General features: G+C 70.3%; 22 protein-coding genes and 1 pseudogene. 10 read left to right on the forward strand and 13 right to left on the reverse strand.

Annotated features, from left to right (window positions below; all coding sequences use genetic code 11):
• Nucleotides 1–2: 2 nt before the first annotated feature.
• The 3 genes from ACWEFL_RS22805 to ACWEFL_RS22815 all read right to left on the reverse strand — a co-directional run bounded on the left by ACWEFL_RS22805 (nt 3) and on the right by ACWEFL_RS22815 (nt 3207).
• Nucleotides 3–1028, reverse strand: coding sequence for a 6-phosphofructokinase (locus tag ACWEFL_RS22805; RefSeq protein ID WP_451715572.1), 1026 nt, complete (start codon nt 1026–1028; stop codon nt 3–5).
• Between the two features lie 140 nt (nt 1029–1168).
• A complete protein-coding gene (locus ACWEFL_RS22810) occupies nt 1169–1897 on the reverse strand; it encodes a type 1 glutamine amidotransferase (RefSeq protein ID WP_451715575.1) in 729 nt (242 codons plus the stop codon).
• Between the two features lie 71 nt (nt 1898–1968).
• Entirely contained in the window at nt 1969–3207 is a 1239-nt protein-coding gene (locus ACWEFL_RS22815; RefSeq protein WP_451715578.1) for a MurT ligase domain-containing protein, read from the reverse strand.
• Nucleotides 3208–3320: 113 nt separating this feature from the next.
• On the opposite strand from ACWEFL_RS22815, the gene def reads away from it, so the two are divergent.
• Complete coding sequence (def, locus tag ACWEFL_RS22820) at nt 3321–3887, forward strand: peptide deformylase (protein ID WP_451715581.1); 567 nt, start codon at nt 3321–3323, stop codon at nt 3885–3887.
• Nucleotides 3888–4125: 238 nt separating this feature from the next.
• Here the strand turns inward: def and ACWEFL_RS22825 are convergent, their stop codons facing one another.
• From ACWEFL_RS22825 to ACWEFL_RS22840, 4 genes are all read right to left on the reverse strand, one after another.
• Nucleotides 4126–4773, reverse strand: a complete 648-nt coding sequence (locus tag ACWEFL_RS22825; protein WP_451715584.1) for a TetR family transcriptional regulator — start codon at nt 4771–4773, stop codon at nt 4126–4128.
• 291 nt (nt 4774–5064) lie between these two features.
• Complete coding sequence (locus ACWEFL_RS22830; RefSeq protein ID WP_451715585.1) at nt 5065–5556, reverse strand: glutathione peroxidase; 492 nt, start codon at nt 5554–5556, stop codon at nt 5065–5067.
• A 32-nt stretch (nt 5557–5588) separates the two neighbouring features.
• Nucleotides 5589–6467 carry an acyl-CoA thioesterase gene (locus ACWEFL_RS22835; protein WP_451715588.1) on the reverse strand — a complete coding sequence of 293 codons (879 nt, stop codon included), beginning with the start codon at nt 6465–6467 and terminating at the stop codon, nt 5589–5591.
• Between the two features lie 59 nt (nt 6468–6526).
• Nucleotides 6527–9040, reverse strand: a complete 2514-nt coding sequence (locus ACWEFL_RS22840; RefSeq protein ID WP_451715590.1) for a DEAD/DEAH box helicase — start codon at nt 9038–9040, stop codon at nt 6527–6529.
• A 160-nt stretch (nt 9041–9200) separates the two neighbouring features.
• Here ACWEFL_RS22840 and ACWEFL_RS22845 point away from each other — a divergent pair, with 160 nt between their 5' ends.
• Nucleotides 9201–9992 carry a metal-dependent hydrolase gene (locus ACWEFL_RS22845; protein ID WP_451715593.1) on the forward strand — a complete coding sequence of 264 codons (792 nt, stop codon included), beginning with the start codon at nt 9201–9203 and terminating at the stop codon, nt 9990–9992.
• A 104-nt stretch (nt 9993–10096) separates the two neighbouring features.
• On the opposite strand, the gene ACWEFL_RS22850 is transcribed toward ACWEFL_RS22845, so the two are convergent.
• The 3 genes from ACWEFL_RS22850 to ACWEFL_RS22860 form a co-directional block, all read right to left on the reverse strand.
• Nucleotides 10097–11878, reverse strand: a complete 1782-nt coding sequence (locus ACWEFL_RS22850) for an ABC transporter ATP-binding protein (RefSeq protein WP_451715653.1) — start codon at nt 11876–11878, stop codon at nt 10097–10099.
• A gap of 20 nt (nt 11879–11898) precedes the next feature.
• The gene (locus ACWEFL_RS22855; RefSeq protein WP_451715596.1) at nt 11899–13797 is read right to left on the reverse strand and encodes an ABC transporter transmembrane domain-containing protein; all 1899 of its coding nucleotides are present in this window, start codon (nt 13795–13797) and stop codon (nt 11899–11901) included.
• Nucleotides 13798–14124: 327 nt separating this feature from the next.
• Nucleotides 14125–14571 carry a MarR family winged helix-turn-helix transcriptional regulator gene (locus tag ACWEFL_RS22860; protein ID WP_451715598.1) on the reverse strand — a complete coding sequence of 149 codons (447 nt, stop codon included), beginning with the start codon at nt 14569–14571 and terminating at the stop codon, nt 14125–14127.
• A 181-nt stretch (nt 14572–14752) separates the two neighbouring features.
• Here ACWEFL_RS22860 and ACWEFL_RS22865 point away from each other — a divergent pair, with 181 nt between their 5' ends.
• The 3 genes from ACWEFL_RS22865 to mltG all read left to right on the forward strand — a co-directional run bounded on the left by ACWEFL_RS22865 (nt 14753) and on the right by mltG (nt 18216).
• Nucleotides 14753–16567: an ABC transporter ATP-binding protein gene (locus ACWEFL_RS22865; RefSeq protein WP_451715599.1), complete on the forward strand. Its 1815-nt coding sequence runs from the start codon at nt 14753–14755 to the stop codon at nt 16565–16567.
• 68 nt (nt 16568–16635) lie between these two features.
• The gene (locus ACWEFL_RS22870; protein ID WP_451715601.1) at nt 16636–17229 is read left to right on the forward strand and encodes a hypothetical protein; all 594 of its coding nucleotides are present in this window, start codon (nt 16636–16638) and stop codon (nt 17227–17229) included.
• 141 nt (nt 17230–17370) lie between these two features.
• Nucleotides 17371–18216, forward strand: a complete 846-nt coding sequence (gene mltG, locus ACWEFL_RS22875; RefSeq protein ID WP_451715603.1) for an endolytic transglycosylase MltG — start codon at nt 17371–17373, stop codon at nt 18214–18216.
• 89 nt (nt 18217–18305) lie between these two features.
• Here the strand turns inward: mltG and ACWEFL_RS22880 are convergent, their stop codons facing one another.
• On the reverse strand, nt 18306–19418 hold the full coding sequence (locus ACWEFL_RS22880) for an NAD(P)-binding domain-containing protein (RefSeq protein WP_451715604.1): 1113 nt from the start codon (nt 19416–19418) through the stop codon (nt 18306–18308).
• Between the two features lie 92 nt (nt 19419–19510).
• On the opposite strand from ACWEFL_RS22880, the gene ACWEFL_RS22885 reads away from it, so the two are divergent.
• The 5 genes from ACWEFL_RS22885 (at nt 19511) to ACWEFL_RS22905 (ending at nt 23126) form a co-directional block, all read left to right on the forward strand.
• On the forward strand, nt 19511–19933 hold the full coding sequence (locus ACWEFL_RS22885) for a secondary thiamine-phosphate synthase enzyme YjbQ (protein ID WP_451715606.1): 423 nt from the start codon (nt 19511–19513) through the stop codon (nt 19931–19933).
• A gap of 84 nt (nt 19934–20017) precedes the next feature.
• Complete coding sequence (locus ACWEFL_RS22890; RefSeq protein ID WP_451715608.1) at nt 20018–20710, forward strand: recombinase family protein; 693 nt, start codon at nt 20018–20020, stop codon at nt 20708–20710.
• Nucleotides 20707–21540, forward strand: a complete 834-nt coding sequence (locus ACWEFL_RS22895) for a zinc ribbon domain-containing protein (RefSeq protein ID WP_451715611.1) — start codon at nt 20707–20709, stop codon at nt 21538–21540. The genes ACWEFL_RS22890 and ACWEFL_RS22895 overlap by 4 nt, the downstream gene beginning before the upstream one ends.
• A gap of 142 nt (nt 21541–21682) precedes the next feature.
• On the forward strand, nt 21683–22186 hold the full coding sequence (locus ACWEFL_RS22900; protein WP_451715613.1) for a hypothetical protein: 504 nt from the start codon (nt 21683–21685) through the stop codon (nt 22184–22186).
• Nucleotides 22187–22262: 76 nt separating this feature from the next.
• Nucleotides 22263–23126 (forward strand): hypothetical protein, encoded by an 864-nt coding sequence (locus ACWEFL_RS22905; protein WP_451715616.1) that lies wholly within the window; start codon nt 22263–22265, stop codon nt 23124–23126.
• 203 nt (nt 23127–23329) lie between these two features.
• Here the strand turns inward: ACWEFL_RS22905 and ACWEFL_RS22910 are convergent.
• Nucleotides 23330–23518 (reverse strand): annotated as a pseudogene (locus tag ACWEFL_RS22910) (IS110 family transposase); the annotation flags it as partial.
• A 135-nt stretch (nt 23519–23653) separates the two neighbouring features.
• A complete protein-coding gene (locus ACWEFL_RS22915; RefSeq protein WP_451715618.1) occupies nt 23654–25171 on the reverse strand; it encodes a hypothetical protein in 1518 nt (505 codons plus the stop codon).
• Nucleotides 25172–25264 lie beyond the last annotated feature (93 nt).

The raw sequence follows: 25264 nt of genomic DNA on the forward strand, positions 1-25264 counted from the left end.
GCCTACATGACGCACTCCGCTTCGGCGTACCGCTCCGACGGCACGGTCTTCAGGGTCTCCACCGCCAGCGCCAGCGGCACCATCGTGATCTCCGCGCCGCGCAGCGCGGTCATCATGCCGAACTCGCCGCGGTGCGCCGCCTCCACCGCGTGCCAGCCGAACCGGGTCGCCAGCACCCGGTCGTACGCGGTCGGGGTACCACCGCGCTGCACATGGCCGAGAATGACGGGGCGGGCCTCCTTGCCCAGGCGTGCCTCCAGCTCGATGGAGAGCTGCCGGGCGACGCCGGCGAACCGCTCATGGCCGTAGACGTCCTTGCCGCCCTCGTCCCACCGCATGGTGCCCTCGCGGGGCTTCGCGCCCTCGGCGACGACGACGATCGCGAACCGCTTGCCCGCCTCGAACCGCTCTCCGACCGTCCGGGTCAGCTCGCCGATGTCGAAGGGCCGCTCCGGCACGACGATGGCGTGCGCGCCGGCGGCCATGCCCGAGTGCAGCGCGATCCAGCCCGTGTGCCGGCCCATGACCTCGACGATCAGCACCCGCTGATGCGACTCGGCGGTCGTCTTCAGCCGGTCGAGCGCCTCCGTCGCCACGCCCACGGCGGTGTCGAAGCCGAACGTCACATCGGTCGAGGAGATGTCGTTGTCGATGGTCTTCGGCACGCCGACGATCGGCAGGCCGCCCTCGGAGAGCAGATGGGCGGCCTTGAGCGTGCCCTCGCCGCCGATGGGGATGATCGCGTCGAGGCCCAGATCGGCCACATGCCCCCTGGCGCGTTCCACCCCGTCCCGCAGATGCTCGGGCCGGACCCGGGACGAGCCGAGGATCGTGCCGCCGCGGGCCAGGATGCCGCCCACGGCATCGAGGTCGAGCTTGCGGTAGTCGCACTCCAGCAGGCCCTTCCACCCGTCGTGGAAGCCGATGACCTCGTCGCCGTGGTCGACGACCGCACGGTGCACGACGGAGCGGATGACGGCGTTCAGGCCGGGGCAGTCGCCCCCGGAGGTGAGCACACCAATGCGCATAGCCCGGATTACCTTTGCAACGTGGGCCGACTCCCGGACCACGTCGTCCGGTTGGATCCCCGTCACCCTACCGGCGTACGGTGGCGGAAACCGAACCGGGCGTCCGCCAGTTGGGACGCCCGGTTCGGTTTCGGCGCCCCTCAGGCGGGCTGCGTCGCGGAGGCGATGCGCTCGTCGCGCAGCGCCTCGTACCACCGGTCGTCCGTCGGGGGCAGCGCGTTCACATCGAGCGCCAGCTTCAGCAGCAGATCCGCGATCTGCGGATTGCGGGCCATGACGGGACCGTGCATATAGGTGCCGAAGACGGTGTCGTTGTACGCGCCCTCCGTGCCGTCGCCCGTGCCGTTGCCGCGGCCGAGAACGGTCCGGGCGAAGGGCCGGGCGGTGGGGCCGAGGTGCGTGATGCCCTGGTGGTTCTCGAAACCGGTCAGCTGCGGCAGACCCAGCCGGGGATCGATGTCGGCGAGCACGTCGCCGACGCAGCGCTCGCCCTCCCCGCGCGTGGAGATCACATCGATCAGACCGAGGCCGGGCTCGCGCTCGCCCAGGTCGTTGATGAACTCATGGCCGAGGATCTGGTATCCGGCGCAGACGGAGAAGATGATCGCGCCGTTCTCCGCGGCCCGCGAGAGCCCGCCGTCACGGCGCAGCCGCTCGGACGCCAGCCGCTGCGGGCGGTCCTCGCCGCCGCCGATCAGATAGATGTCCCCCGAGGTGGGGATCTGCTGGTCGCTGCGTACGTCGATACGCAGCACGTCGAGACCGCGCTGCCGGGCCCGGCGCTCCACGACGAGGGCGTTGCCCTGGTCGCCGTAAGTGCTGAGCAGGTCGGGATAGACCCAGACCAGACGCAGGCTGCTGTCGCTCATGCTCGTAGTCCTTCGGTCCTTCGTCGTTGGTCCGGGGATCGTCCGGGATCCTCCGGGATCGTCCGGCGGGATCAGTTGCCGACGCGGCGGCGTACGTCCTGGAAGGCCGTGTAGTTCGCGATCAGTTCGATCCTGCCCTGCGGAGCCATCCCCACCGCCTCGTCGACGGTCTCACAGACCCGGAAGTCCAGGCCCGCGACCTCCAGCCGCACCGCCAGGTCGAGACGGCGGTCGCCGATCACCATAATCGGGTGGCCCGCCAGCCGGGTGTAGTCGACGTCCCAGAGCCAGGAGGTGTCCGTTCCGTCGGCGCCGCGGGCGTTGACGGAGAGGATGACCGGGGTCGGCGGCGGGTCGATCAGCGAGAACGTCTCCAGCCAGCCGGCCGGGTTCTTCGCGAGCAGCAGCCGCAGCTCGCGGCCCTGGAAGCCGACCACGTCATAGCGTCCGGCCACGGCCTGTACCGAGTACATCCGCTCCAGCGCGACCTGCGGGGGCACACCGAAGCAGGCGGCGACGGCCGCGGAGGTGGCGGCGTTCGCCTTGTTGGCGCGGCCGGGGAGCTGAAGGCGGATCGGCCAGGCGGAGCCGTGCGGGTCGAGGACATGGTCGCCGTTGAGGACCCAGCTCGGGGCCGGGCGGCGGAAATGGCACTCACCGCAGAACCAGTTGTCGCCGGGGCGTTGCAGCACACCGCCGCAGGACGGGCAGGACCAGGCGTCGTCCTTCCACTCCTGGCCGGCGGCGACCCACACGACATTGGGGGAGGACGAGGCGGCCCAGACGATCAGGGGGTCGTCGGCGTTGGCGATGACGACGGCCTTCGAACCGGCGAGGCCCTCACGCCACTTCTCCGCGAGCATGCGGGTCTCGGCGGCGCGGTCCAACTGGTCGCGGGAGAGGTTGAGCAGGGCGATCGCCTTGGGCGTCACATCGCGGGCGACCCCGGAGAGATACTTCTCGTCGACCTCGATCACCCCGAACCTGGCGTCGGAGCCGCCCGCGAGCGCGGAGGTGATGCCGGCGGGCATGTTGGCGCCGAGCGCGTTGGAGACGACGGGGCCGGCGGCGCGCAGGGCCTCGGCGATCAGCCGCGTGGTCGTGGTCTTCCCGTTGGTGGCCGACACGAGGACGATGTCCAGGTGCTGCGCCAGCCGCCCCAGCAGATCGGGGTCGAGCTTGAGCGCGACCCGGCCGCCGATCACCGAACCGCTGCCGCGTCCGGCTGCGCGCGACACCGCCGCAGCGGCCTTGCCTGCCGTCACGGCGAGCTTGGCGCGAGGCGTCAGTGGCTCCGAGTTGCCTGACATCGTCCTTGATCCTCCTTGCATCGGTCGGGCCAAGCCTATCCAGGTCCGGCCCGACCGCCCTACCACGGCACCGCCGCGCGGGCGGGCCGCGGCCCGGACGTACGCTTGCGCCCATGCGAAACCGGCCGATCCCCGGCAGTTCCGGACGCCCGAGGCCGATGAGCCTGTTCGGCGATCCGGTGCTGCACAACCCCTGTGAACCCGTCACCGAATTCGGTCCCGCGCTCGCAGACCTCATCGAGGACATGTTCGCCACGATGTACGCGGCTCAGGGGGTGGGGCTCGCGGCGAACCAGGTGGGCGTGGCCCTGCGGGTGTTCGTCTACGACTGCCCCGACGACGAGGACGTACGCCATCTCGGACACCTCGTCAATCCACGGCTGGTGGAGGCGGACGGCGTCGTCGTGCGGGGCCCGGAGGGCTGTCTGTCGCTGCCCGGCGTCTCGGCGGGTACGCGCCGGTACGACCGCGCCGTCGTCGAGGGGGTGACCTCCGCCGGCACGGCGGTACGCGTCGAGGGCACGGGGTTCTTCGCCCGCTGCCTCCAGCACGAGGCGGACCATCTGGACGGCCGGGTCTACCCGGACCGCCTCGGCGACTGGCGCCGCTCCCGCGTGGCGCGCGCGGCCCGCAAGGCGGGTCTGCCGGGGCTTCCTCCCCGGCCCCACGCGTACCCCTGACCGGTCGCCGCCCGTCCCGCGCGCGGTCGGGGCCGTCCCCGGCCGTCCGGTGTCCGGTCCGCCGCCACGGCGGCGGCTCCGGAGCCCCCGTGGCTCCGCCTCTCGCGCGACGTCGGGGCCGGTCTCCGCTCAGGCCCGCACGCCGAGCCGCACCGCGTACCGTGCGCAACGGTCGTTCGTCCAGCGCCTCGGCATCGCCGGACGGCGTCGCACCGGCGCACCCGTGCGCAACGGTCCCTCAGAACCCCGGTCCGCCCGCCTTGTCCGCCACCGCGGCCAGACGGCCCCAGAGCAGATCGGCCAGGCAGCGGACCAGTTCCGCGCGTGAGCAGGGGCGCTCGCCGAGCCACCAGTCGCCCGCCGCGTGCATCATGCCGACGATGCCGTGGCCCCAGACGCGGGCCAGCCGCTCGCCGTCCGGGCCGAGTTCGACGCGGCCGTGGATGACCTTCGCCAACTCCTCGCCGAGTCTGCGCAGCAGCGGCGCGGAGTGGCGGCCGACATCGAAGCCGGCCTCCGCGGGCTGCGCGTCCTCGGAGGGGTGCATCAGGAAGCGGTAGACCTGGGGCCGCGCCTCGATGGCCGCGAGATACGTGTCGAGCGTCGCCTCGATCCGCTCGCGGCGGTCCGCGGGCGCGTCGAGTGCCTTGCGCAGCGAGTCGAGCAGCGCGTCCGTATGGCGCTCGCCGAGCGCCCGGTACAGTCCGCCCTTGTCGCCGAAGTGACGGTAGAGGATCGGCTTGGTGATGCCGGCCTCCGCCGCGATCGCGTTCATGGACGCATGCGGCCCGTCCCGGAGCACCACCCGGTCCGCCGCTTCCAGGAGTTCACGGCGGCGCTGATCGGCCGGCCGATCCCGGTCGGAAGACTGCTGTGTGGTCTCCATAGGTGTACTCCCCGCCCGAGCGATTGCGTGACGCCTGCGCAAACTAACACCCCTCGCGCTTCCGCAGGCGCTCTCGCGCCAGATCGGTTGACACGCCCTACCGCCTGGTACCAGAAGGTAGTTACCGCAGGTAATGCGTGGATGGGGCGTCGCGGAAGGTCGCTGTCGTCCGCTCCTTCGAGCCGGACGCGGGTTCAGACGTCAGGGGCGATGCGCAACCGCGCGGTGTACGACGAGGCCAGGGACGAGCCCGCGCCCTCTCGAGCGTGCCGATCCGCTACGGGACAGCCGTCAGGACTCGACGAGCCCCTCGATCAGCGAGACCACCTCCGCGGCCTCCGGCTCCGTACGGGGACGGATCCGTGCCACGACCTCGCCTTCGCCGTCGATCAGGAACTTCTCGAAGTTCCACTGGACGTCTCCGGCCTGGCCTTCCTCGTCCGGCGTCTTCGTCAGCTCCGCGTACAGCGGATGGCGGTCGGGGCCGTTGACCTCCACCTTCTCCAGGAGGGGGAAAGTGACGCCGTACGTCGTCGAGCAGAACGTCCGGATCTCCTCGGCGCTCCCCGGCTCCTGGCCCATGAACTGGTTGCACGGTACGCCGATGACCGTGAAGCCCCGTTCGCCGTACTGCTTCTGCAACCGCTCCAGACCGGCGTACTGCGGCGTCAGACCGCACTGGGAGGCCACGTTCACCACCAGCAGGGCCTTGCCCCGGTGGTCGGCGAGAGAAGTCGCCTCGCCGTCGAGCGTACGCAGGGGAATGTCGTACAGCGCTGTCATGCCATGTCTCCTCGTCCGAGATCCGATCGTGTTCAGCCGCTCAGCGGGCGGAACAGTCCTTCCTGCACCACCGACACCAGCAATTCACCCGCACGGTTGTAGATGCGGCCACGCGCCAGACCACGGCCGCCCGTCGAGATCGGGGACTCCTGGTCGTAGAGAAACCATTCGTCCGCGCGGAAGGGGCGGTGGAACCACATCGCGTGGTCCAGCGACGCCATGTCGAAACTACGCTTCCCCCAGAGAGGCTCGATGGGGATCCGGACGGCGTCCAGCAGCGTCATGTCGCTCGCGTACGTCAGGGCGCAGGTGTGCACCAGCGGATCATCGCCCAGCGGGCCCACCGCGCGCATCCACACCGCGCTGCGCGGATCCGACCGCTTCTGAGTGATCTCCTCCGGCGTCCAGCGCAGCCGTTCGGTGTAGCGGATGTCGAACTGCTGGCGGCGCGCCATGCGCTCCAGCGCCTCGGGGAGGGCGCCGAGATGCTCCCGGATCTCCTCGGCGAGCGGGGGCAGTGTCTCCGGCGCCGGGAACTCCAGGCGCGGCGGCAGCTGATGCTCGATGCTGCCCTCCTCCGGCCGGTGGAAGGACGCCGTCAGCGTGAAGACGGTCCGGCCCTGCTGTACCGCGGTGACCCGGCGTGTGGTGAACGACCTGCCGTCCCTCACACGCTCCACCTGGTACACGATCGGCACGCCGGGACGCCCCGGCCGCAGGAAGTACGCGTGCAGGGAGTGCACCGGACGCTCCCCGTCGGTGGTGCGGCCCGCCGCGACCAGCGCCTGTCCCGCGACCTGGCCGCCGAAGACCCGCTGGAGGGACTCGTTCGGGCTGCGGCCGCGGAAGATGTCGACCTCGATCTGCTCCAGGTCGAGCAGATCCACCAGGCGCTCGGCGGGGTTCGTCATGGCGGTTCTCCTGTGATGGTCGGGGCCGGTGGCCGAGGCGGCCGGATCTCCCGTGGCGGTCAGAGCTGGCCGACCGAGGTGACCCGGACGACCGCCCGACCCTCCTCGTCGGAGGCCGCGAGATCGACCTCGGCGCTGATGCCCCAGTCGTGGTCGCCGTTCGGGTCGGCGAAGATCTGCCGCACCCGCCACAGACCGTGCGGCTCGTCCTCCTCGATCAGCAGCAGCCTCGGGCCGCGCGCGTCCGGGCCCGTGCCCAGCTCCTCGTACGCGTCCCAGTACGCGTCCATCGCCTCGCCCCAGGCGTCCGCGTCCCAGCCGGACTCGGCGTCCAGTTCGCCCAGCTCGCCCACCCGGTCGAGCGCGGCCAGCTCCACCCGGCGGAAGAGGGAGTTGCGGACGAGCACCCGGAACGCGCGCGCGTTGGCCGTGACGGGTTTGACCTGGTCGGCCTTCTCCTGGGCCTGCTCGGCGGTCTCCACCTCCGGGTTGGCCAGCTGCTCCCACTCGTCCAGCAGACTGGAGTCGACCTGGCGCACCAGCTCACCCAGCCAGGCGATCAGATCCTGGAGATCCTCGGACTTCAGATCGTCCGGGATCGTGTGCTCCAGCGCCTTGTACGCTCCGGCCAGATAGCGCAGCACGATGCCCTCGGTCCGCGCCAGCTCGTAGTGCGACGTGAACTCCGTGAACGTCAGCGCCCGCTCGTACATGTCGCGGATGACGGACTTCGGCGAGACCGGATGGTCGCCGACCCACGGATGGCTCTTGCGGTAGACGTCGTACGCGTGCCACAGCAGCTCCTCCAGCGGCTTGGGGTACGTCACCTCCTGGAGCCGCTCCATCCGCTCCTCGTACTCGACACCGTCCGCCTTCATCAGCGCGACCGCCTCACCGCGCGCCTTGTTCTGCTGGGCGGCCAGGATCTGGCGCGGATCGTCCAGCGTGGACTCCACGACCGACACCATGTCCAGCGCGTACGAAGGGGATTCGGGATCCAGCAGCTCGAAGGAGGCCAGCGCGAAGGTGGAGAGCGGCTGATTGAGCGCGAAGTCCTGCTGGAGGTCGACGGTCAGCCGCACGATACGGCCCTGGGCGTCCGGCTCCGCCAGCCGCTCCACCACACCGCCGTCGAGGAGCGAACGGTAGATCGCGATCGCGCGGCGGATGTGCCTCAGCTGGTTCCGGCGCGGCTCGTGGTTGTCCTCCAGCAGGCGGCGCATCGCGTCGAAGGCGTTGCCGGGCCGGGCGATCACCGACAGCAGCATGGTGTGGGTGACCTTGAAGCGGGAGGTCAGCGGCTCGGGGTCGGACTCGATGAGCTTGTCGAACGTGCTGTCCGACCAGGCCACGAACCCGTCGGGGGCCTTCTTGCGGACGACCTTGCGGCGCTTCTTGGGGTCGTCGCCGGCCTTGGAGAGCGCCTTCTCGTTCTCGATGACGTGCTCGGGCGCCTGGGCGGCGACCAGTCCCGCCGTATCGAATCCGGCCCGGCCCGCGCGGCCGGCGATCTGGTGGAACTCACGGGCGCGCAGGGTGCGCACCCGGTTGCCGTCGTACTTGGTGAGCGCGGTGAACAGCACCGTGCGGATGGGGACGTTGACGCCCACACCGAGCGTGTCCGTACCGCAGATGACCTTCAACAGGCCCGCCTGGGCGAGCTTCTCGACCAGCCGCCGGTACTTGGGCAGCATGCCGGCGTGGTGGACGCCGATCCCGTGCCGGACGTAACGCGACAGATTCCGGCCGAATTTGGTGGTGAACCGGAAGTTGCCGATCATCTCGGCGATCTGGTCCTTCTCCTCGCGCGAGCACATGTTGATGCTCATCAGCGACTGCGCCCGCTCCACGGCGGCGGCCTGGGTGAAGTGCACGATGTACACGGGAGCCTGCCGGGTGTCCAGCAGCTCGGTCAGCGTCTCCGTGATGGGCGTGCGCCGGTACTCGTACGACAGCGGGACCGGACGCGTCGCGGAGCGCACCACAGCGGTGGGACGGCCCGTACGGCGGGTCAGATCCGACTCGAACCGCTTGACGTCGCCGAGGGTCGCCGACATCAGGACGAACTGCGCCTGCGGCAGCTCCAGCAGCGGGATCTGCCAGGCCCAGCCGCGGTCCGGCTCGGCGTAGAAGTGGAACTCGTCCATCACGACCTGGCCGATGTCGGCGTTCGCGCCGTCGCGCAGGGCGATGGAGGCCAGCACCTCGGCGGTGCAGCAGATGACGGGCGCGTCGGCGTTGACGGACGCGTCGCCCGTGAGCATCCCGACGTTCTCGGTGCCGAACAGCTTGCACAGATCGAAGAACTTCTCCGAGACGAGCGCCTTGATCGGAGCGGTGTAGAACGTGACCTCGTCCCTGGCCAGAGCCGTGAAGTGCGCACCCGCCGCGACCAGGCTCTTTCCGGAGCCGGTGGGGGTCGAAAGGATCACATTGGCCCCGGAGACCACCTCGATCAGCGCCTCTTCCTGAGCCGGATAGAGCGAGATGCCCCGGTCCTCGGCCCATGAGGAGAAAGCCTCGAAGAGGGCATCGGGATCGGCGTCAGGCGGCAGCTGGTCGATAAGGGTCACGCCCCCCATCTTGCCTGTCCTCACCCCGGTTCCGGGAACCGGGCGGCGACCGGAAGATCACGAACGATACGCTGCGCTGTCAACTGGCTTCACTGTCAGGCTTCACGATCAAAGCGATGGCTGTGCAACAGTCGTACCACCACGGGGCGGGGAAACGTACATGATGGGACCGGCTCATTCGCTGTCCGGAGCGGCCGCGTGGCTGGGGGTGGGGGCCGCGACCGCCGCGGCCGGCCGGCCGATGCCATGGCCGGTTCTCGTCGTCGGAGCGCTGATCTGCGCGGGTGCCGCGCTGGCGCCCGACCTGGATCACAAGGCGGCGACGATCTCCCGCGCCTTCGGGCCCGTCTCGCGCACCCTGTGCGAGGTCGTCGACAAGCTCTCGTACGCCGTCTACAAAGCGACGAAGAAGCAGGGCGACAAACGCAGGACCGGCGGCCATCGCACCCTGACGCACACCTGGCTCTGGGCGGTCATGATCGGCGGCGGTGCTTCCGCGCTGGCCGTCACCGGCGGCCGGTGGGCGGTCCTCGCGCTGCTCTTCGTCCATCTGGTGCTCGCCGTGGAGGGCCTGCTCTGGCGGGCGGCGCGGGTCTCCAGCGATGTCCTGGTGTGGCTGCTGGGCGCGACGAGCGCATGGATTCTGGCGGGCGTGCTCGACAAACCGGGCAATGGCTCCGACTGGCTGTTCACCGCTCCCGGCCAGGAGTATCTGTGGCTGGGCCTGCCGATCGTGCTGGGCGCCCTCGTCCACGACATCGGCGACGCCCTCACCGTCTCGGGCTGCCCCATCCTGTGGCCGATCCCGATAGGCAACAAGCGCTGGTATCCGGTCGGGCCGCCGAAGGCGATGCGTTTCCGGGCCGGGAGCTGGGTGGAGCTGAAGGTGCTGATGCCGGTGTTCATGCTCCTCGGGGGAGTGGGCGGGGCCGCGGCCCTCAATGTGATCTGACCCGCTGAAGCGGCCCGCGTGGAGTGGGCCGCCGCACCGGGCCGCGTGGAGTGGGCCCAGCCACGCCCCCGGAGCCCGGACGGCTTCCCGTACCCCGTATCAGCTCAGCCGTGCCAGGAGCGCCAGAGCGCCGCATACGCGCCGTCCGCCCCGACCAGCTCGTCATGGCTGCCCAGCTCGCTGATCCGGCCGTTCTCCACCACCGCGATCACATCCGCGTCATGCGCGGTGTGCAGGCGGTGGGCGATCGCCACCACCGTACGGCCGTCGAGGACCCGTGAGAGCGAACGCTCCAGATGACGGGCCGCGCGCGGGTCCAGCAGGGAGGTCGCCTCGTCGAGGACCAGAGTGTGCGGGTCCGCCAGGACCAGCCGGGCGAGGGCGATCTGCTGGGCCTGGGCCGGAGTGAGGGCCAGGCCGCCGGAGCCGACCTCGGTGTCGAGGCCGTCGTCCAGCGCCCGCGCCCAGGCGTCCGCGTCCACCGCGCCGAGAGCGGCCCACAGCTCCGCGTCGCCCGCGTCCGTCCGGGCCAGCAGCAGATTGTCCCGGAGGGAGCCCACGAACACATGGTGCTCCTGGTTGACCAGCGCCACATGCTCCCGGATCCGCTCGGCGGGCATCCGGGACAGCTCGGCCTCGCCGAGTGTGATCCGGCCGGACCGCGGGGCGTAGACGCCCGCCAGCAGCCGTCCCAGCGTCGACTTCCCGGCCCCGGACGGGCCCACCAGGGCGACCCTCGTGCCCGGCGCGACCGCGAGGGACACCTCGTGGAGCACGTCCACGCCCTCGCGATAGCCGAAGCGCACCTCGTCCGCGCGTACGTCGCGGCCGTCGGGCCGGACCCGGCCGTCCCCCGCGTCCGGCTCGATCTCCCGCACGCCCACCAGCCTCGCCAGCGACACCTGGGCCACCTGGAGTTCGTCGTACCAGCGCAGAATGATGCCGACCGGTTCGACGAGCATCTGTGCCAGCAGCGCGCCCGTCGTCAGCTGGCCCACGTCGATCCAGCCCTGGAGCACGAACACGCCGCCGAACAGCAGCACCGACGCGAGAACCGTGGTGTGCGTGAGGTTGATGACGGGGAACAGCACGGACCGCAGATACATCGTGTACCGCTCCCAGACGGTCCACTCCCTGATCCGCTGGTCGGACAGCGCGATCCGCCGACGGCCGAGGCGGTGGGACTCCACCGTCCGGCTCGCGTCGACCGTCTCGGTGAGCACGGTGGCGACCGCCGCGTAACCCGCCGCCTCCGAGCGGTACGCGGAGGGCGCCCGCCTGAAGTACCAGCGGCAGGTCACCAGCAGCAGCGGCAGGGCCACCAGCACGGCGAGCGCCAGCGGCGGCGCGGTCACCGCCAGGCCGGCGAGCAGCAGTCCCGCCCACACCACACCGATCGCCAGCTGCGGCACGGCCTCCCGCATGGCGTTGGCGAGCCGGTCGATGTCGGTGGTGATACGGGAGAGCAGATCGCCGGTCCCCGCGCGCTCCAGCACACCCGGCGGCAGCCGGACGGACCGCACCAGAAAGTCCTCGCGGAGCTCGGCCAGCATCTCCTCGCCGAGCATCCCACCGCGTAGCTGGACCATCCGTACGAAGAGGGTCTGGACGGCCAGCGCGAGGGCGAACACCGCGATCGTGCGCCCCAGATGGAGTTCCCGCGCCCCGGTCGTCAGCTTCTCCACGACGGAGCCCAGCAGATACGGCCCCACCATGGACGCGATCACCGCGAGCGCGTTGAACGTGATCAGGGCCGCGAACGCACGCCGGTGCCGCCGCAGCAGCTCGCGCACATAGGTCCTGACGGTCGCGCCGCCGCCGACGGGCAGCGTCGTCGCCGACTCGGGGGCCGCCGGATCGTACTCGGGCGGTTCCACCCGGAACATCACGTTCTTCTCGGGGCTCTTCACACGGATCCCTCGCTCTCCACGGATACGCTCGCCGCCTGCCGTCGTTCCCGGGCCTCGTCGTCGGTCTCGCGGGTGACGACGGCCCGGTAGCGCGGCTCACCGCGCAGCAGCTCGCGGTGTGTGCCCTCGGCCGCGACCTTGTTCCCCTCCACCAAGAACACCCGGTCCGCCAGATCCAGCAGCAGCGGCGACGAGGCGAGGACCACGGTCGTGCGCTCACGGCGCAGCCGCTTCACCCCCGCCGCGACACGGGCCTCGGTGTGCGAGTCGACGGCGGACGTCGGCTCGTCCAGTACCAGCACCTCCGGATCGGTCACCAGCGAACGCGCGAGCGCGAGCCGCTGGCGCTGACCGCCGGAGAGCGACCGGCCGCGCTCGGTGATCCGGGTCTCCATCGGGTCGCCGGCGTCGTCCGCGGACGCCTGGGCGAGCGCGTCGAGCACATCACCGCACTCCGCCGCTTCCAGGGCCTCGCGGGCGGAGACCTTCCCCGACGACGGGATGTCCAGCAGCTCCCGCAGCGTGCCGGAGAGCAGCACCGGATCCTTGTCCTGTACGAGCACGGCAGCCCGTGCCTCGTCGAGCGGCAGCTCGTCCAGCGGTACACCGCCGAGCAGTACGGACGGCACAGTCTCGATCCGGGCGTCGGCGTCGAGGGCAGGCGTCGTCTCGACCCGGGGGTCGGCGTCCGCGTCGCGGGCGGGGGTGGTCCCGGCCAGGGCGCCGGTGTCGGCGTCGTCCGTGACGGGGTGGCCGCCGAGCCGGTCCGCGAGCCGTCCGGCCGCGTCCGGGTCACCGCAGACCACGGCCGTGAAGCGGCCGGCGGGGGCGAGGACGCCGGTGACGGGGTCGTACAGATCTCCGGTGGGGCGGCCGTGCCCGACGCCGGTGGCCGTGGTGGTCCGGTGCAGGGACAGCACCCGTGCCGCCCGCTTCGCGGAGGGCTTCGAGAAGGAGTAGGCCATCGCGAACTCCTCGAAGTTGCGCATCGGGTGCTGGGCGAGCAGGACCGCGCTGTAGACGGTGACCAGCTCGCCGACCGCGATCCGGCCGTCGAGGGCGAGCTTGGCTCCGTATCCGACGACCGTCAGCATGAGCACACCGGGCAGCAGCACCTGGACCGCCGAGATCAGGGACCACATCCGGGCCGTGCGGACGGCCGCTCGGCGCACGTCCTGGGACGCCCTGCGATAGCGGTCGAGGAACAGGTCCTCGCCGCCGATTCCGCGCAGCACCCGCAGACCGGCGACCGTGTCCGACGCCAGCTCGGTGGCGTGGCCCGCCTTCTCCCGCTGGACGTCCGCCCGCCGGGTGGCGACCGGCAGCAGCGGCAGCACGGCCAGGGCGAGCACCGGGAAGCCGATGGCGGCGACCACGCCGAGCGCGGGCTGGTAGATCACCAGGCCGGTGCAGACCGCCACCACCGTGACGGCCGCCGCCACGAACCGGGAGAACGCCTCGACGAACCAGCCGATCTTCTCGACGTCTCCGGTGGAGACCGCGACCACCTCGCCCGCGGCGACCCGCCGGGTCAGCACCGAGCCCAGCTCCGACGCTTTGCGGGCCAGGAGTTGCTGGACGCGCGCCGCCGAGACGATCCAGTTGGTGACGGCCGCGCGGTGCAGCATGGTGTCGCCGAGCGCGATGGCCAGGCCGAGCAGCAGGATCAGCCCGCCCGCGTACGCGAGCCGGGTGCCGTCGCGGTCCACCACGGCCTGGACGGCGAAGCCCACGCCTAGGGAGAGCGCGGCGATCGAGAGCTGGTTCAGCAGCCCCCAGAACAGGGCCTTGAGCTGTCCGCCCAGCTGATTTCGGCCGAGCCAGACCAGGAAGCGGGTGCCGGAACGGACGTCGGGGTCGCCGGGATCGTGGAACGGAAGGTCTTGGATCTGCATGGCGTCCCAGCACGAGTCGTGGTTGGTGCAAACCGTGCAAGGTTCGCCTTCGCCGACACCGTTCCGCAATCGGTTTTCTCGTGGACCGGGTGTAATCCCGCCAGGTGGGGAGGGCGGAGCCGGGACAGGTGAGTGGAAGGGGGACCCCTGGGGGAGGCCGGTCCCGTCGCGGTCCCGCCGAAGCCCCGGAGCGCGGTTACGGCCTCGGTTCCGGCGGCGGTCCCAGCGGCGGCGGATCCGGCGGCTGGTCCGGCGTGGGCGCGGCCTGCCCGCGGTTTCACATGGGGTCACACGGGTTCAGACGGGTTCAGACGGGTCAAGGGGGCTTCAACAGGGTGGCGCCGGTCCGTCGACCAGGGTGTGGAGCAGCCCGCCGAAGGTCTCGCGCTGATCGGCGGTCAGGGGAGCGAGAATGTCCTCGGCCGCCGCCCTGCGCGCCTCGCGCATCGTCCTGAGCGTGGCGCGGCCGGTGTCCGTCAGCTCGATACGGGTCACCCTGCGGTTGGCCGGATCAGGGGCGCGGCGGACCCGGCCGCTCGCCTCCAGGGCGTCCACCAGACTGGTCACGGCTCTCGGAACCACCTCCAGCCGGGCCGCGAGATCGGCCATACGGGGAGCCTCGTCGTAGTGCGCGAGGATGCGCAGCAGCCGGGACTGGGCGGGGGTGATCGCGACGCCGACCGACTCCAGCTGCCGCTGCTGGCTGCGGTGGAGGCGGCGGGTGAGCCGCAGCAGCTGTTCGGCCAGCAGGCCGTCGGGGTCGGGAGTGGTCATACGGGAACAATATCAGGACCTTGTTCATTGTGTACATAGGTAACAGTGAGCTATGCTCTCGAAAGTGTCCGCGCGCCCAGCGCCTCGCGCCCCCTGCCTTCCGGGCATATCCCGGGCGCGGCGGCTCGAACGACCGCGCGGACCGACCCGGAGGAAAGGTCCCGCACCCTCGAAGGAGCCCATGCACCCCACAGATCCGACCGACTGGACACCACCGGCCAAGGAGCCGGAGCAGCCGCCCGCCCAGGTGCGGCGGATCCTCCGGCTCTTCCGTCCCTACCGCGGCCGTCTCGCTCTCGTCGGGCTGCTCGTCGGCGCGGCGTCGCTCGTCTCCGTCGCCTCGCCGTTCCTGCTGAAGGCGATCCTTGACACCGCGATTCCCGAAGGCCGCACCGGCCTCCTCAGCCTGCTCGCGCTCGGCATGATCCTCACCGCGGTGCTGAACAGCGTCTTCGGCGTCCTGCAGACGCTGATCTCCACCACCGTCGGCCAGCGCGTCATGCACGATCTGCGCACGGGGGTCTACGCCCGGCTGCAGAGCATGCCGCTCGCCTTCTTCACCAGGACCCGGACCGGAGAGGTCCAGTCGCGCATCGCCAACGACATCGGCGGGATGCAGGCGACCGTCACCTCCACCGCGACCTCCCTGGTCTCCAACCTCACGGCCGTGGTGGCCACCGTCATCGCCATGGTCGCGCTCGACTGGCGGCTCACCGTCGTCTCGCTGCTCCTGTTGCCGCTGTTCGTCTGGATCAGCCGCAGAGTCGGCCGCGAGCGCAAGAAGATCACGACCCGGCGCCAGAAGCAGATGGCGGCGATGGCCGCGACCGTCACCGAGTCCCTGTCGGTCAGCGGCATCCTGCTCGGCCGCACCATGGGCCGGGCCGACTCGCTCACCGACTCCTTCGCCAGGGAGTCCGAGCGTCTCGTCGACCTCGAAGTGCGCTCCAGCATGGCCGGGCGCTGGCGTATGTCCACCATCGGCATCGTGATGGCCGCCATGCCCGCGGTCGTCTACTGGGCTGCGGGCATCGCCCTCCAGAGCGGCGGACCGGCGATCTCCATCGGCACCCTGGTCGCGTTCGTCTCGCTCCAGCAGGGCCTGTTCCGCCCCACCGTGAGCCTGCTCTCCACCGGAGTGGACATGCAGACCTCGCTCGCCCTCTTCCAGCGCATCTTCGAATACCTCGACCTGCCCGTGGAGATCTCCGAACCCGACAACCCGGTCTCCCTGGAGAAGATCCGAGGTGAAGTCCGTTTCGAGGACGTCGACTTCGTGTACGACACCCAGCAGTCGGCCCCCACCCTCGACCGTGTGGCGGTGACCGTGCCCGCGGGCGGCAGCCTCGCGATCGTCGGCCCCACCGGCTCCGGGAAATCCACCCTGGGCTATCTGGTTCCCCGGCTCTACGACGTCACCGGAGGCCGGGTCACGCTCGACGGAGTCGACGTACGCGACCTGGACTTCGACACCCTCGCCCGCGCCGTGGGAGTCGTCTCCCAGGAGACCTATCTCTTCCACTCCTCCGTCGCCGAGAACCTCCGCTTCGCCAAGCCGGACGCCACCGACGCCGAGATCGAGGCAGCCGCCCGCGCGGCCCAGATCCACGACCACATCGCGTCGCTGCCCGACGGATACGACACCCTGGTGGGCGAGCGGGGATACCGCTTCTCCGGAGGCGAGAAGCAGCGCCTCGCCCTGGCGCGCACCATCCTGCGCGATCCGCCCGTCCTCATCCTCGACGAGGCCACCAGCGCGCTCGACACCCGTACCGAACAGGCCGTGCAGCAGGCCATCGACGCACTCTCGGCGGGCCGCACCACCATCACCATCGCGCACCGGCTCTCCACCGTCAGGGACGCCGACGAGATCGTCGTCCTCGAATCGGGACGCATAGCCGAGCGCGGCACCCACGCCGAACTGATCGCACTCGACGGCCGCTACGCCGAACTGGTGCGCAGGGACACCCGGTTGGCCGTTCCCGCCGTCCCCTGACGGGCGCTCCCGGCCGGTTGCTCGCGTGACGGTCCATCCGCCGTGAAGTTACGACATGATGACCGTCCATGAGAGCTCTCCTCGGGGTGGAACTGCCCGGCTACCAGCCCATCGACCATGACGTCTGGGCCAATGACGCGGGCGACGTGCTGTCACTGCACTTCTTCGGCCTGACGCCGGATCTGCCGGCGGCGCTCGACAACGGACCCGCGCTGCGCGAAGGACTCACCAGAATCATCGCCGGCGCGGGCGGCGGCCTGATCGAGGCATCCGTGAAGTCCCTGGGCACGCTGCCGGCGCTGCGGCAGATACTGAAGCTGCCGCTCCCCGGACAGCCCAGCGGACAGGCGTTCGTCGGCAGCTTCACCGTGCCGCGCGCGAACTGCAGCACCGTCGTGAAGATCCAGGCGCCGGAACGAGGCATCACAGGGGTGCGGGAGGCGACGGTCATGGCCCAGGTGGGCCATGACAAGTACTTCAGACCCCATCCGTACGCACCGGACGTGCAGGGCGGCCTGCCCTTCCATGTCGCCGACCACGCCCAGTGGGACGCGCAGTTCCCCGACCACCCCCTGAGCCGGGTGCGGAGCACCCTGGACGCGCTCGCGGGCGCCGTGCAGGTGGCCCCCGAATTCGCCGCGCTCCCGCCGTTCACGCGCTGAGCACCCCGGTCACACGCTGAGCACCCCGGCGGCCCGCCCTCCGCGGGCCGCCGCCCCTGCCCGGCGACCACCGGGCAGGGGAACGTGGGCACACCGGTGCGAATACCGGGTTCGGAGGCTGCCTGGGGTTAGCGTGCCGACATGATCACCGAGCCCTTGCCGCCGCCGAGCGGACGCAGAACGCGGCTGACCCGTCGCGGGCGCTTTGTCCTGATCGCCGCCGCGGTCCTCGCCGTCGCGATGGTCGTGGCACTGGTGTCGCTGCTGTTCGGGGGGAGCGAGAAGGAGAAGAAGCCGACGGCGACTCTGCTGATCCCCGAGGGCTGGCGCGCCTCACAGATCTACGCGGCCGTCGACAAGGCCCTCGGCAAGACGCCCGGCACCACCCGCGAGGCCGCCGCCACGGCCGGTCTGAAACTGCCCGCCGCGTCCGAGGGCAACCCCGAAGGGTACCTCTTCCCGGCCACCTATCCCGTGGACGCCACGACCACGCCGTCCGGCCTTCTCAGCTTCATGGTCAACACGGCCGACGAGAAGTTCGGCGCCGAACGCGTCACCAGCGGAGCACAGCGCGGCGGAATGACGGTCTATCAGACGGTCAACATCGCCAGCATCGTCCAGGCCGAGGCCGACACTCCCGAGGACATGGGCAAGGTGGCGCGGGTCGTCTACAACCGGCTCGCCCGGAACATGCCGCTCCAGATGGACTCGACCCTCAACTACGCGCTGAACCGGAGCACACTGGACACCACCACCGAGGACACCAGAATCGACAGCCCCTACAACAGCTATGAGCACCGGGGACTGCCCCCCACCCCCATCGGCAATCCGGGGGAGCAGGCCCTGCACGCCGCGATCAGCCCTCCGGCCGGAGACTGGCTCTACTTCGTCACCGTGGGCCCCGGCGACACCCGTTTCACGGCCGACTACCAGGACCACCAGCGCAATGTGGCGGACTTCAACAGCCGCCGCAGGGGCGACGGTTAGCGAGCGCCGATTCGGCCTTCGGCGGCGGGCCGCCGGAGCCCGACGGCACCGCCACCGGAGCCGCCTCCGGCCGCGCCGGAGGTTGTGCCCTACACCAGCGCCGGTTCGCGCTCCAGCAGCCGCCTGATCTCCCGGACGGCGGCCCGGCCCGCCCGGTTGGCGCCGATGGTCGAGGCCGAAGGGCCGTACCCGACCAGATGGATCCGGTCATCCCGTACGGCTCGGGTGCCGTCCATCCTGATGCCGCCGCCCGACTCACGCAGCCGCAGCGGCGCGAGATGGTCGATCGCCGCCCGGAAGCCGGTCGCCCACAGGATCACATCCGCCTCCACCGTCCGGCCGTCGTCCCAGGCGACCCCCGTCGGCGTGATCCGGTCGAACATCGGCAGCCGGTCGAGGATCCCCCGTTCACGGGCGCCCTTGAGGGCGTCGGTGAGGGGCAGCCCGGTCACCGACACCACACTCCGCGGCGGCAGCCCACGGCGTACGCGCTCCTCCACCCTGGCCACGACGGCACGGCCGACGTTCTCGTCGAAGGGGCCCTCGAAGAAGACGGGCGGCCGCCGGGTCACCCAGGTCGTCTCCGCCGCGTAGTCCGCGAGTTCCATCAGATGCTGGGTCCCCGAGGCCCCGCCGCCCACCACGATCACGCGCTGTCCGGCGAACTCCTCGGGTCCCGGGTAGTCGGCGGTGTGCAGCTGCCGCCCCCGGAAGGTCTCCTGCCCCCTGTAGCGGGGCCAGAACGGCCGGTCCCAGGTACCGGTCGCGCTGATCAGCGCCCGCGCCGACCAGACGCCCTCCGAGGACTCGACCCGCAGCCGCCCGCCCTCGCCCTCGCGTACCGCCACGACATCGACCGGCCGGTGAACCCGCAGATCGAAGCGTTCCTCGTACGCGGCGAAGTACGCGCCGATCACCTCCGACGAGGGGCGGGAGCCGTCCGCGCCCGTCAGCTCCATGCCCGGCAGCGCATGCATCCCGTGCACCTTGCCGTACGTCAGAGAGGGCCAGCGGAACTGCCAGGCCCCGCCCGGACGGGGGGAGTGGTCCAGCACGACGAAATCACGGTCGGGAACGAGCCCGATGCGCCGCAGATGATAGGCGCCGGACAGCCCCGCCTGTCCGGCGCCGATGACGACCACGTCCACGTCTCGCGCCTCGAAATCGTTCACACTTCTACTAACTCGGCCGGGGTCGCGCATCTTCCCGCCGCCGGCGGCGGATTCCCGCCTCGGAGCCGCCCGACAGTGGCCGTCCTCCGGCGGAGAACGCCGTACGCGGGGATGATGGACCCATGCCCGGACCCTTCACCACCACGATGCTGCACATCACCACCGGCGCGGACGAGTCGGTGACCGACCTGAGCAGTGCCTGCGACCGGTTCCTTCAGGAGGCCGCGGCCGGCCGGGACGGGCTGCTCCATGTCTTCGTCCCGCACGCCACGGCCGGCATCGCGGTCATCGAGACCGGGTCGGGCAGCGACGACGACCTGCTCGCCGCCCTGCGCACCCTGCTCCCCGCCGACGACCGCTGGCGGCACCGCCACGGCACTCCGGGGCACGGGCGCGACCACGTCCTGCCCGCGCTGGTCCCGCCGCATGCGACGCTGCCGGTGATCGGCGGCCGACTGGAACTGGGGACCTGGCAGTCGGTCTGCCTCGTGGACACCAATATCTCTAATGTCAACCGTCAGGTTCGACTGAGCTTCCTCGGCTGATCAAGATCATCCTGGGAGCGGCCGCCCAATCTCCGTACTCTGCACGTTCGAAACGGAGAGACCTTGCGCGGTACGGACCAGAACGTGATCGAACGACCATACGACGGCTGCGGGAAGTGCCTGCTCGGCGTCCGCCGGCTGTCCCGGATGAAGTTGGCCACGACCTCGCCGGAGCGGCAGCGCGCCGATGTGCTCGCCGCAGCCGCCGCGATCGGCGGGCACATCATCGGCTGGGCCGACGACTGGGAGGTCTCGGGCGCCACGGACCCGATGACCCGCCCGAAGCTCGGGCCATGGCTCCGGGACAAGCGGGGACCGTACGACGGTCTGGTGGCCGCCGCGGTGGACCGCCTCGGCCGCAATGTCGTCGACTGCCTCAACACCGGCTACAAGATGCGGGACGAGGGCAAGCTCCTTCTCACCTATGGGCACGACGGTCCCTGGGACCTGAACGACCCCATCGACGAGAACCGCTTCACCATGGAGGCGTGGGGCGCGCAGATGGAGCTGCGGGCCATCCAGCGGCGGAACCGCGACACCACGGTCAAGACCCGGGCGGCCGGCCGCCCCAAGGGAAAGCCCTCGTACGGGTTTCGGTACGTGCGCGTCGTGATGGGCGGCAAGATCGACCATGTCGCCCTGCACCCCCACGCCTCGGCCGTGCTCCGCGAAGTCGCCCGCCGGGTGCTCGCCGACCCCGAGCGCGTCACGCCGAGCAGCGAGGCGGCCCGGCTGAACCGGCCGGTGAGCTGTCCCCGGCCGACCATCTGGCCGTGATGTACGGCAAGCGCGCCGGGGGCAATCCTTGGCAGCCCACGAGCCTGAAGAACATCCTGCTGTCCGAGGCGGCCCTGGGCTATCTGATGCACCGGAAGCGGCCGGTGATAGACCAGGACGGCAACCCGGTACGTCTGTGCGAGGGACTGTGGGACCGGAGTACGCACGAGGCGCTGAAGCGGTGCCTCGAAGCCCGCGACACGCCCTTCAAGGGTCGGCGCTCGGGCCGGGAGTACCTCCTCACGGAGGTGGCCCTGTGCGGGCAGTGCGGCAATCGCCTCTACACCCAGACCTCTGCCGGTGTGCCGCCCCGCTATGTCTGCACCGCCCGGAACAAAGGATGGCTGAGCGCACAGCACTGCCGACCCGCACCCCTGATCTGGGCAGAGAAGCTCGACGTCTATGTGGAGGAATGGTTCGTGCGGGAGTTCGGCGACGGCCTGATCTACGAGACCGTCTTCGACCCCGGCAACGGCATCCCGGAACGCATCGCCGAGGTACGGGCCATGCGCGAGCGTCTGCGCGCCGACCGCGAGGCCGGCCTCTACGACGCCGCAGACGACGCGGCATGGTTCCGCGAGCGGTACGGGACCCTCAGCAGCGAGCTGGCGTCACTGGAGCGAGAACCGCAGCGCGCCCCCGGGATGATCCGGCGGCCCACCGGTGAAACCGTTGCCGACCGCTGGCACAACGCACCTGATGTCCAGGCCCGTAAGGAGATCCTCATGGACTTCCGGATCCGGGTCACGCTCTTTCCCATCAGCCACCCCGTGCGCCATGTGGTCGGCGTGATGCACGGACCGGACCGAGACCCTGACGCGGCGCGGTAGCGGGCCGGTCGGGCCATCGTCCTGCTGAGGGACGACGGCCCGACCGTGCAGCGCGCACTATCCGAATTCTCCGGCACGGCCAAACCGGGAATGCCGACCATCCTGATGCCTGCTCGCCAAGCACTAACGGGAGGTCGAGGGCATGGCGCATTCACCAGCACAGAATGTGGTCGGCCGCTTGTGGGCCGAGGAGCCCCGGAGCGGCCGATCGCCGCTTCCCCTGACTCACTGGCTGCTGGAGACCGCCGATGAACAGGTCATGAGGAGCGTCGACGAGACGTATACGAGCGACCCGTCCAGCCGGACTCCGGACGGCATGATGCGGAAGATCATTCGAGATGAACGCCTACCGATCTCCCTGGCCGATCCGGGGCCGGGCCCGCGATCGAGCCTGGTACTCACTCTCGAAGCGGGTTCCGGGATCGGTCCACTTCTCTTCGAGTCGTCCTCGCGGGACTTCGCCGAATCCATGGTGGCCGTCCGTGCAGAGATGAGCCGGACACCGGGTCCCCACACTCTTGAACTGGCCTTGGAGAAGCAGTGGGTCAGGACACGTTCCGGGGTCGACGTCGTCCTCGTCTTCCCGGCCGTCCAGATTGTCACCTCTGCTTCGAAGGAGCCGTGGTCACTGAGGCTCGCCGCTTGAACGCCTCATCTCATCAAGGCGGCCTCACCAGGCCGCAGTGTGATGTTCACTCATCGCTCGTGCGGACCAGGGCACCGTGAGCGTTCTTCTCGTAGACCCGATGAGCGTTCTTGTCGATCTTCCCCGCCACCTCTTCACCCAGATCGACGCCGTTCATGTTGGCTACCGATGCCAGGTAAGAGAACACGTCCGCGAGTTCCTCACCGAGGTCGGGGGGAGGTGCTTGCGCCAGGCGGTGAACGCCTTGCCCTCCTCGGCGGTGAGCAGCCCGAACTCCAGCGCGGTGTCCGTGGTGTTGAAGCCCTTGGGGAGCTTGTTCTCTCAGGCCAGCTTCTGGGCGGTGCGGATGTCCACGGGGGTCCTCCGAGCGGTGACGGCGTTGTCGCCGCAGTTGGTGAGCCGTATGGTTCGACTCGTGGAATCGTTGATCGCTGCAGTCCGCGAACAGGGTGAAGCTGCCCGTTTTCTCGCTTGGCCGGGTGACTTCGACCTTGACCGTGGCGACCATGTCGAGGAAGTCCACCTCGCCTCGGGCGCCGCGCTCGAGGGTTTCGCCGGCGACGGTGCCGGGGGCACGTACTTCTTCTGCGGTGAAGGCGGCGAGGAGCGACCCATCCTCTATGCCGACTCCGAAGGAGGTGCGGCTCTGGTTGCGATCGGGCTGCCCGAACTCCTGCGCCTGCTCCTGGTCGTCCCGTGGTGGCGCGACTGCCAAGTGTTCACGGACGAGGAGAGTCGTGAGCTTGCGGCCGAGTACCTGGAGGACATGCCGGATCTCGTGGCCCGAAGGGACCGTGCTGCCGCCGCCCTTGGCCTCGACCTTCTGGACCAGGCAGACGTCTTGGCCCGCTTGCGGGAGCTAGCTGTTCGGGTGGGAGAGAACTTCGTCCTCGTCTTCACGCCGGAGGGTTGCTCCTACGAGCCTCTCATCAGGAACTGAGACATATCGCAGCATCAAGCGCGCGCCGTCTCAGGCAACAGGGATCAGCTCACGGCGAGGCTAGGCCGAGGTGGAAATGCGTCGAAGGCTCGCTGATCGCCGATGAGGGCTCACAGAACGTCGGGGCGTCGACGAACGAGGGTGAGGATCGCCTGTTGGTGGCTCTTGCCCTTGGACGCGGGCGTAGTCGAAATCCCCGCTCAAGAGGGGAAGTACTCCAGCGTCTGGGTTCGCAATCGGTTGACGGCCCGCGTGCGATCGGCCGCCAAGTCGTAGCGGCGAACGGTGAGGATCTCCAGGGCCACCGCGATCTCGTCCCACTCTTGCAGAGGCTGCAGGTCCCGACGCATCCGTGCCTGGTCAGCGACGACGTAGGCGTCTTTGGCGTCGGACAGGTCGACTGCCCAGGTCACCGGATCGTCCAGCGCTTTCAGTCACACCCAGACCCCTGGGTCTCCCGATCGTGCGAAGGACCGGAATCGACCCGCCAACAAGGTCAGGAGCGCTTCAGCTGGCGGGCAGGGCAGTTACAGCCGGGGCACCAGATCCGACATCACGGCGAGCGGTAGCGACGGGTTGGCGGCTGCGGCTTCCACCACCTGCCAGTCGGTGTCGGTGAGCAGCTCCGCGATGACTTGCGGTGGAAGGGCCGGATGGCTGGCGGCCAGGGGCCGCGCGTGCTTGTCTGTCAAGCAGTTGTGCAGTGCTGGGCCCGTCGCATTGCGGTGCCGGGCGACCTCGCGGAACACTTTCTGTACCGAGGCTTCGTGACGGGTCAGGTCCTCCAGCAATGCCGGGGTCGCGTCCGGGTTGGCTGCCACCTTGGCGATGACACGGACTCCGTGCCGGTCGACCATGGCGCGCAACTGTGCTTCGGAGAGGCCCGGGTGCGAAGCGATGGACTTGACGACTTTCGCGTCGGGGTCGGTGGCCAGTGCGTCGCGGATCCCGGTCGGCAGATCGCGTCGTTGAGTCACGAGCATCCGTGCGGCCGGCTCCGGCGACCGGGCCAGCTCCTCAACCTCGGCGGGAGAGACGGCGGCGACCCGCGGCAGCAGGGTGACACCGATCCTGACGGTGCCGGCCAGGCGGATCAGCATGTCGAGCGGCACGCACGGGTTGTGTGCGAGCCTGCGCTGCACGTCGTGGCCACGGTCGTCGGCCAGCGCACGGATCAGGACGTCGTCGATCGCGGGATTCTCGGCGAGGTCGGCTCGGACACCAGGGTGGGGGTCCATGGCGAGCCGCCCGTATACCTCCGGCGGCAGGCCGGGGCGAGCGGCGAGTGCCCAGCGGAGCAGCGGTGAAGGGTGATTGACGAAGCGGACGACGGCGTCGGTGGGTGTGGCCGGGTTCTGCAGTGCCATCGGCTGCGTCTCGTGCACGGTGGACTCGTGGGTGCCGTCGCAGGAGCCGCCCGGCAGCAGATCGCAGTCCTGCCGCGGGCATTGCGGGTCGTGTACGAACGGCGTCTTTTCGCGGTCGCAGACCAGGCACCGCTGCGCCGGGGGCAGGCCCTCGCTGGTGAGCAGCGCCGCCAGCACGGGCGGGGGCGTCGCCTGGTTGGCCGCCACCGCGCGGCGGACCTCGGCATGCGGATGCCCCGCGAGCCTGGCGGCGACTTCAGGCGTGGTCCACAGCGCAAGCTCCGCGACGACCCGTACATCCGCGTCAGCGGCGAGCGTCTCCACCACATCGGACGGGAGACCGGAGCAGGCAGCCAGCTTCTCCTGGCGCTCGAAGACTGGATCCGTTGCGAGGAGGAGCGCCCATTCCGAGCTGCCAACACGCCTGCAGAGCAAGGCGAGGGCGGCGTGCGGCTGTGCTGCGGGATCGATGTCGGCGGCGGTCAGCCGGCCCTCGTACGCAAGCCGTGCAGCGCTCTCCTCGACGCGCGATGCCAGCGCGACCGCCTGCGCATGGCTGAGATCCGCGCGACCAGCGAGGTCCGCGGCGATATCAGCGTCCGCGACCGCGATCAGCCGGTCGACCAGCTCGGACGGCAGGGCGGCATTGGCCGCCAGTCCGCACAGCACATGGTTCACAGAGGGCATCCTGCCTGGGCCGCGACCGAATGGCTCACGGTTTTCGGCGTCACCGAGTTGGTGATACCAGGGCACGTCCTGAGCGCCGTACTT

The organism is Streptomyces sp. NPDC004838 (genome assembly GCF_053600955.1).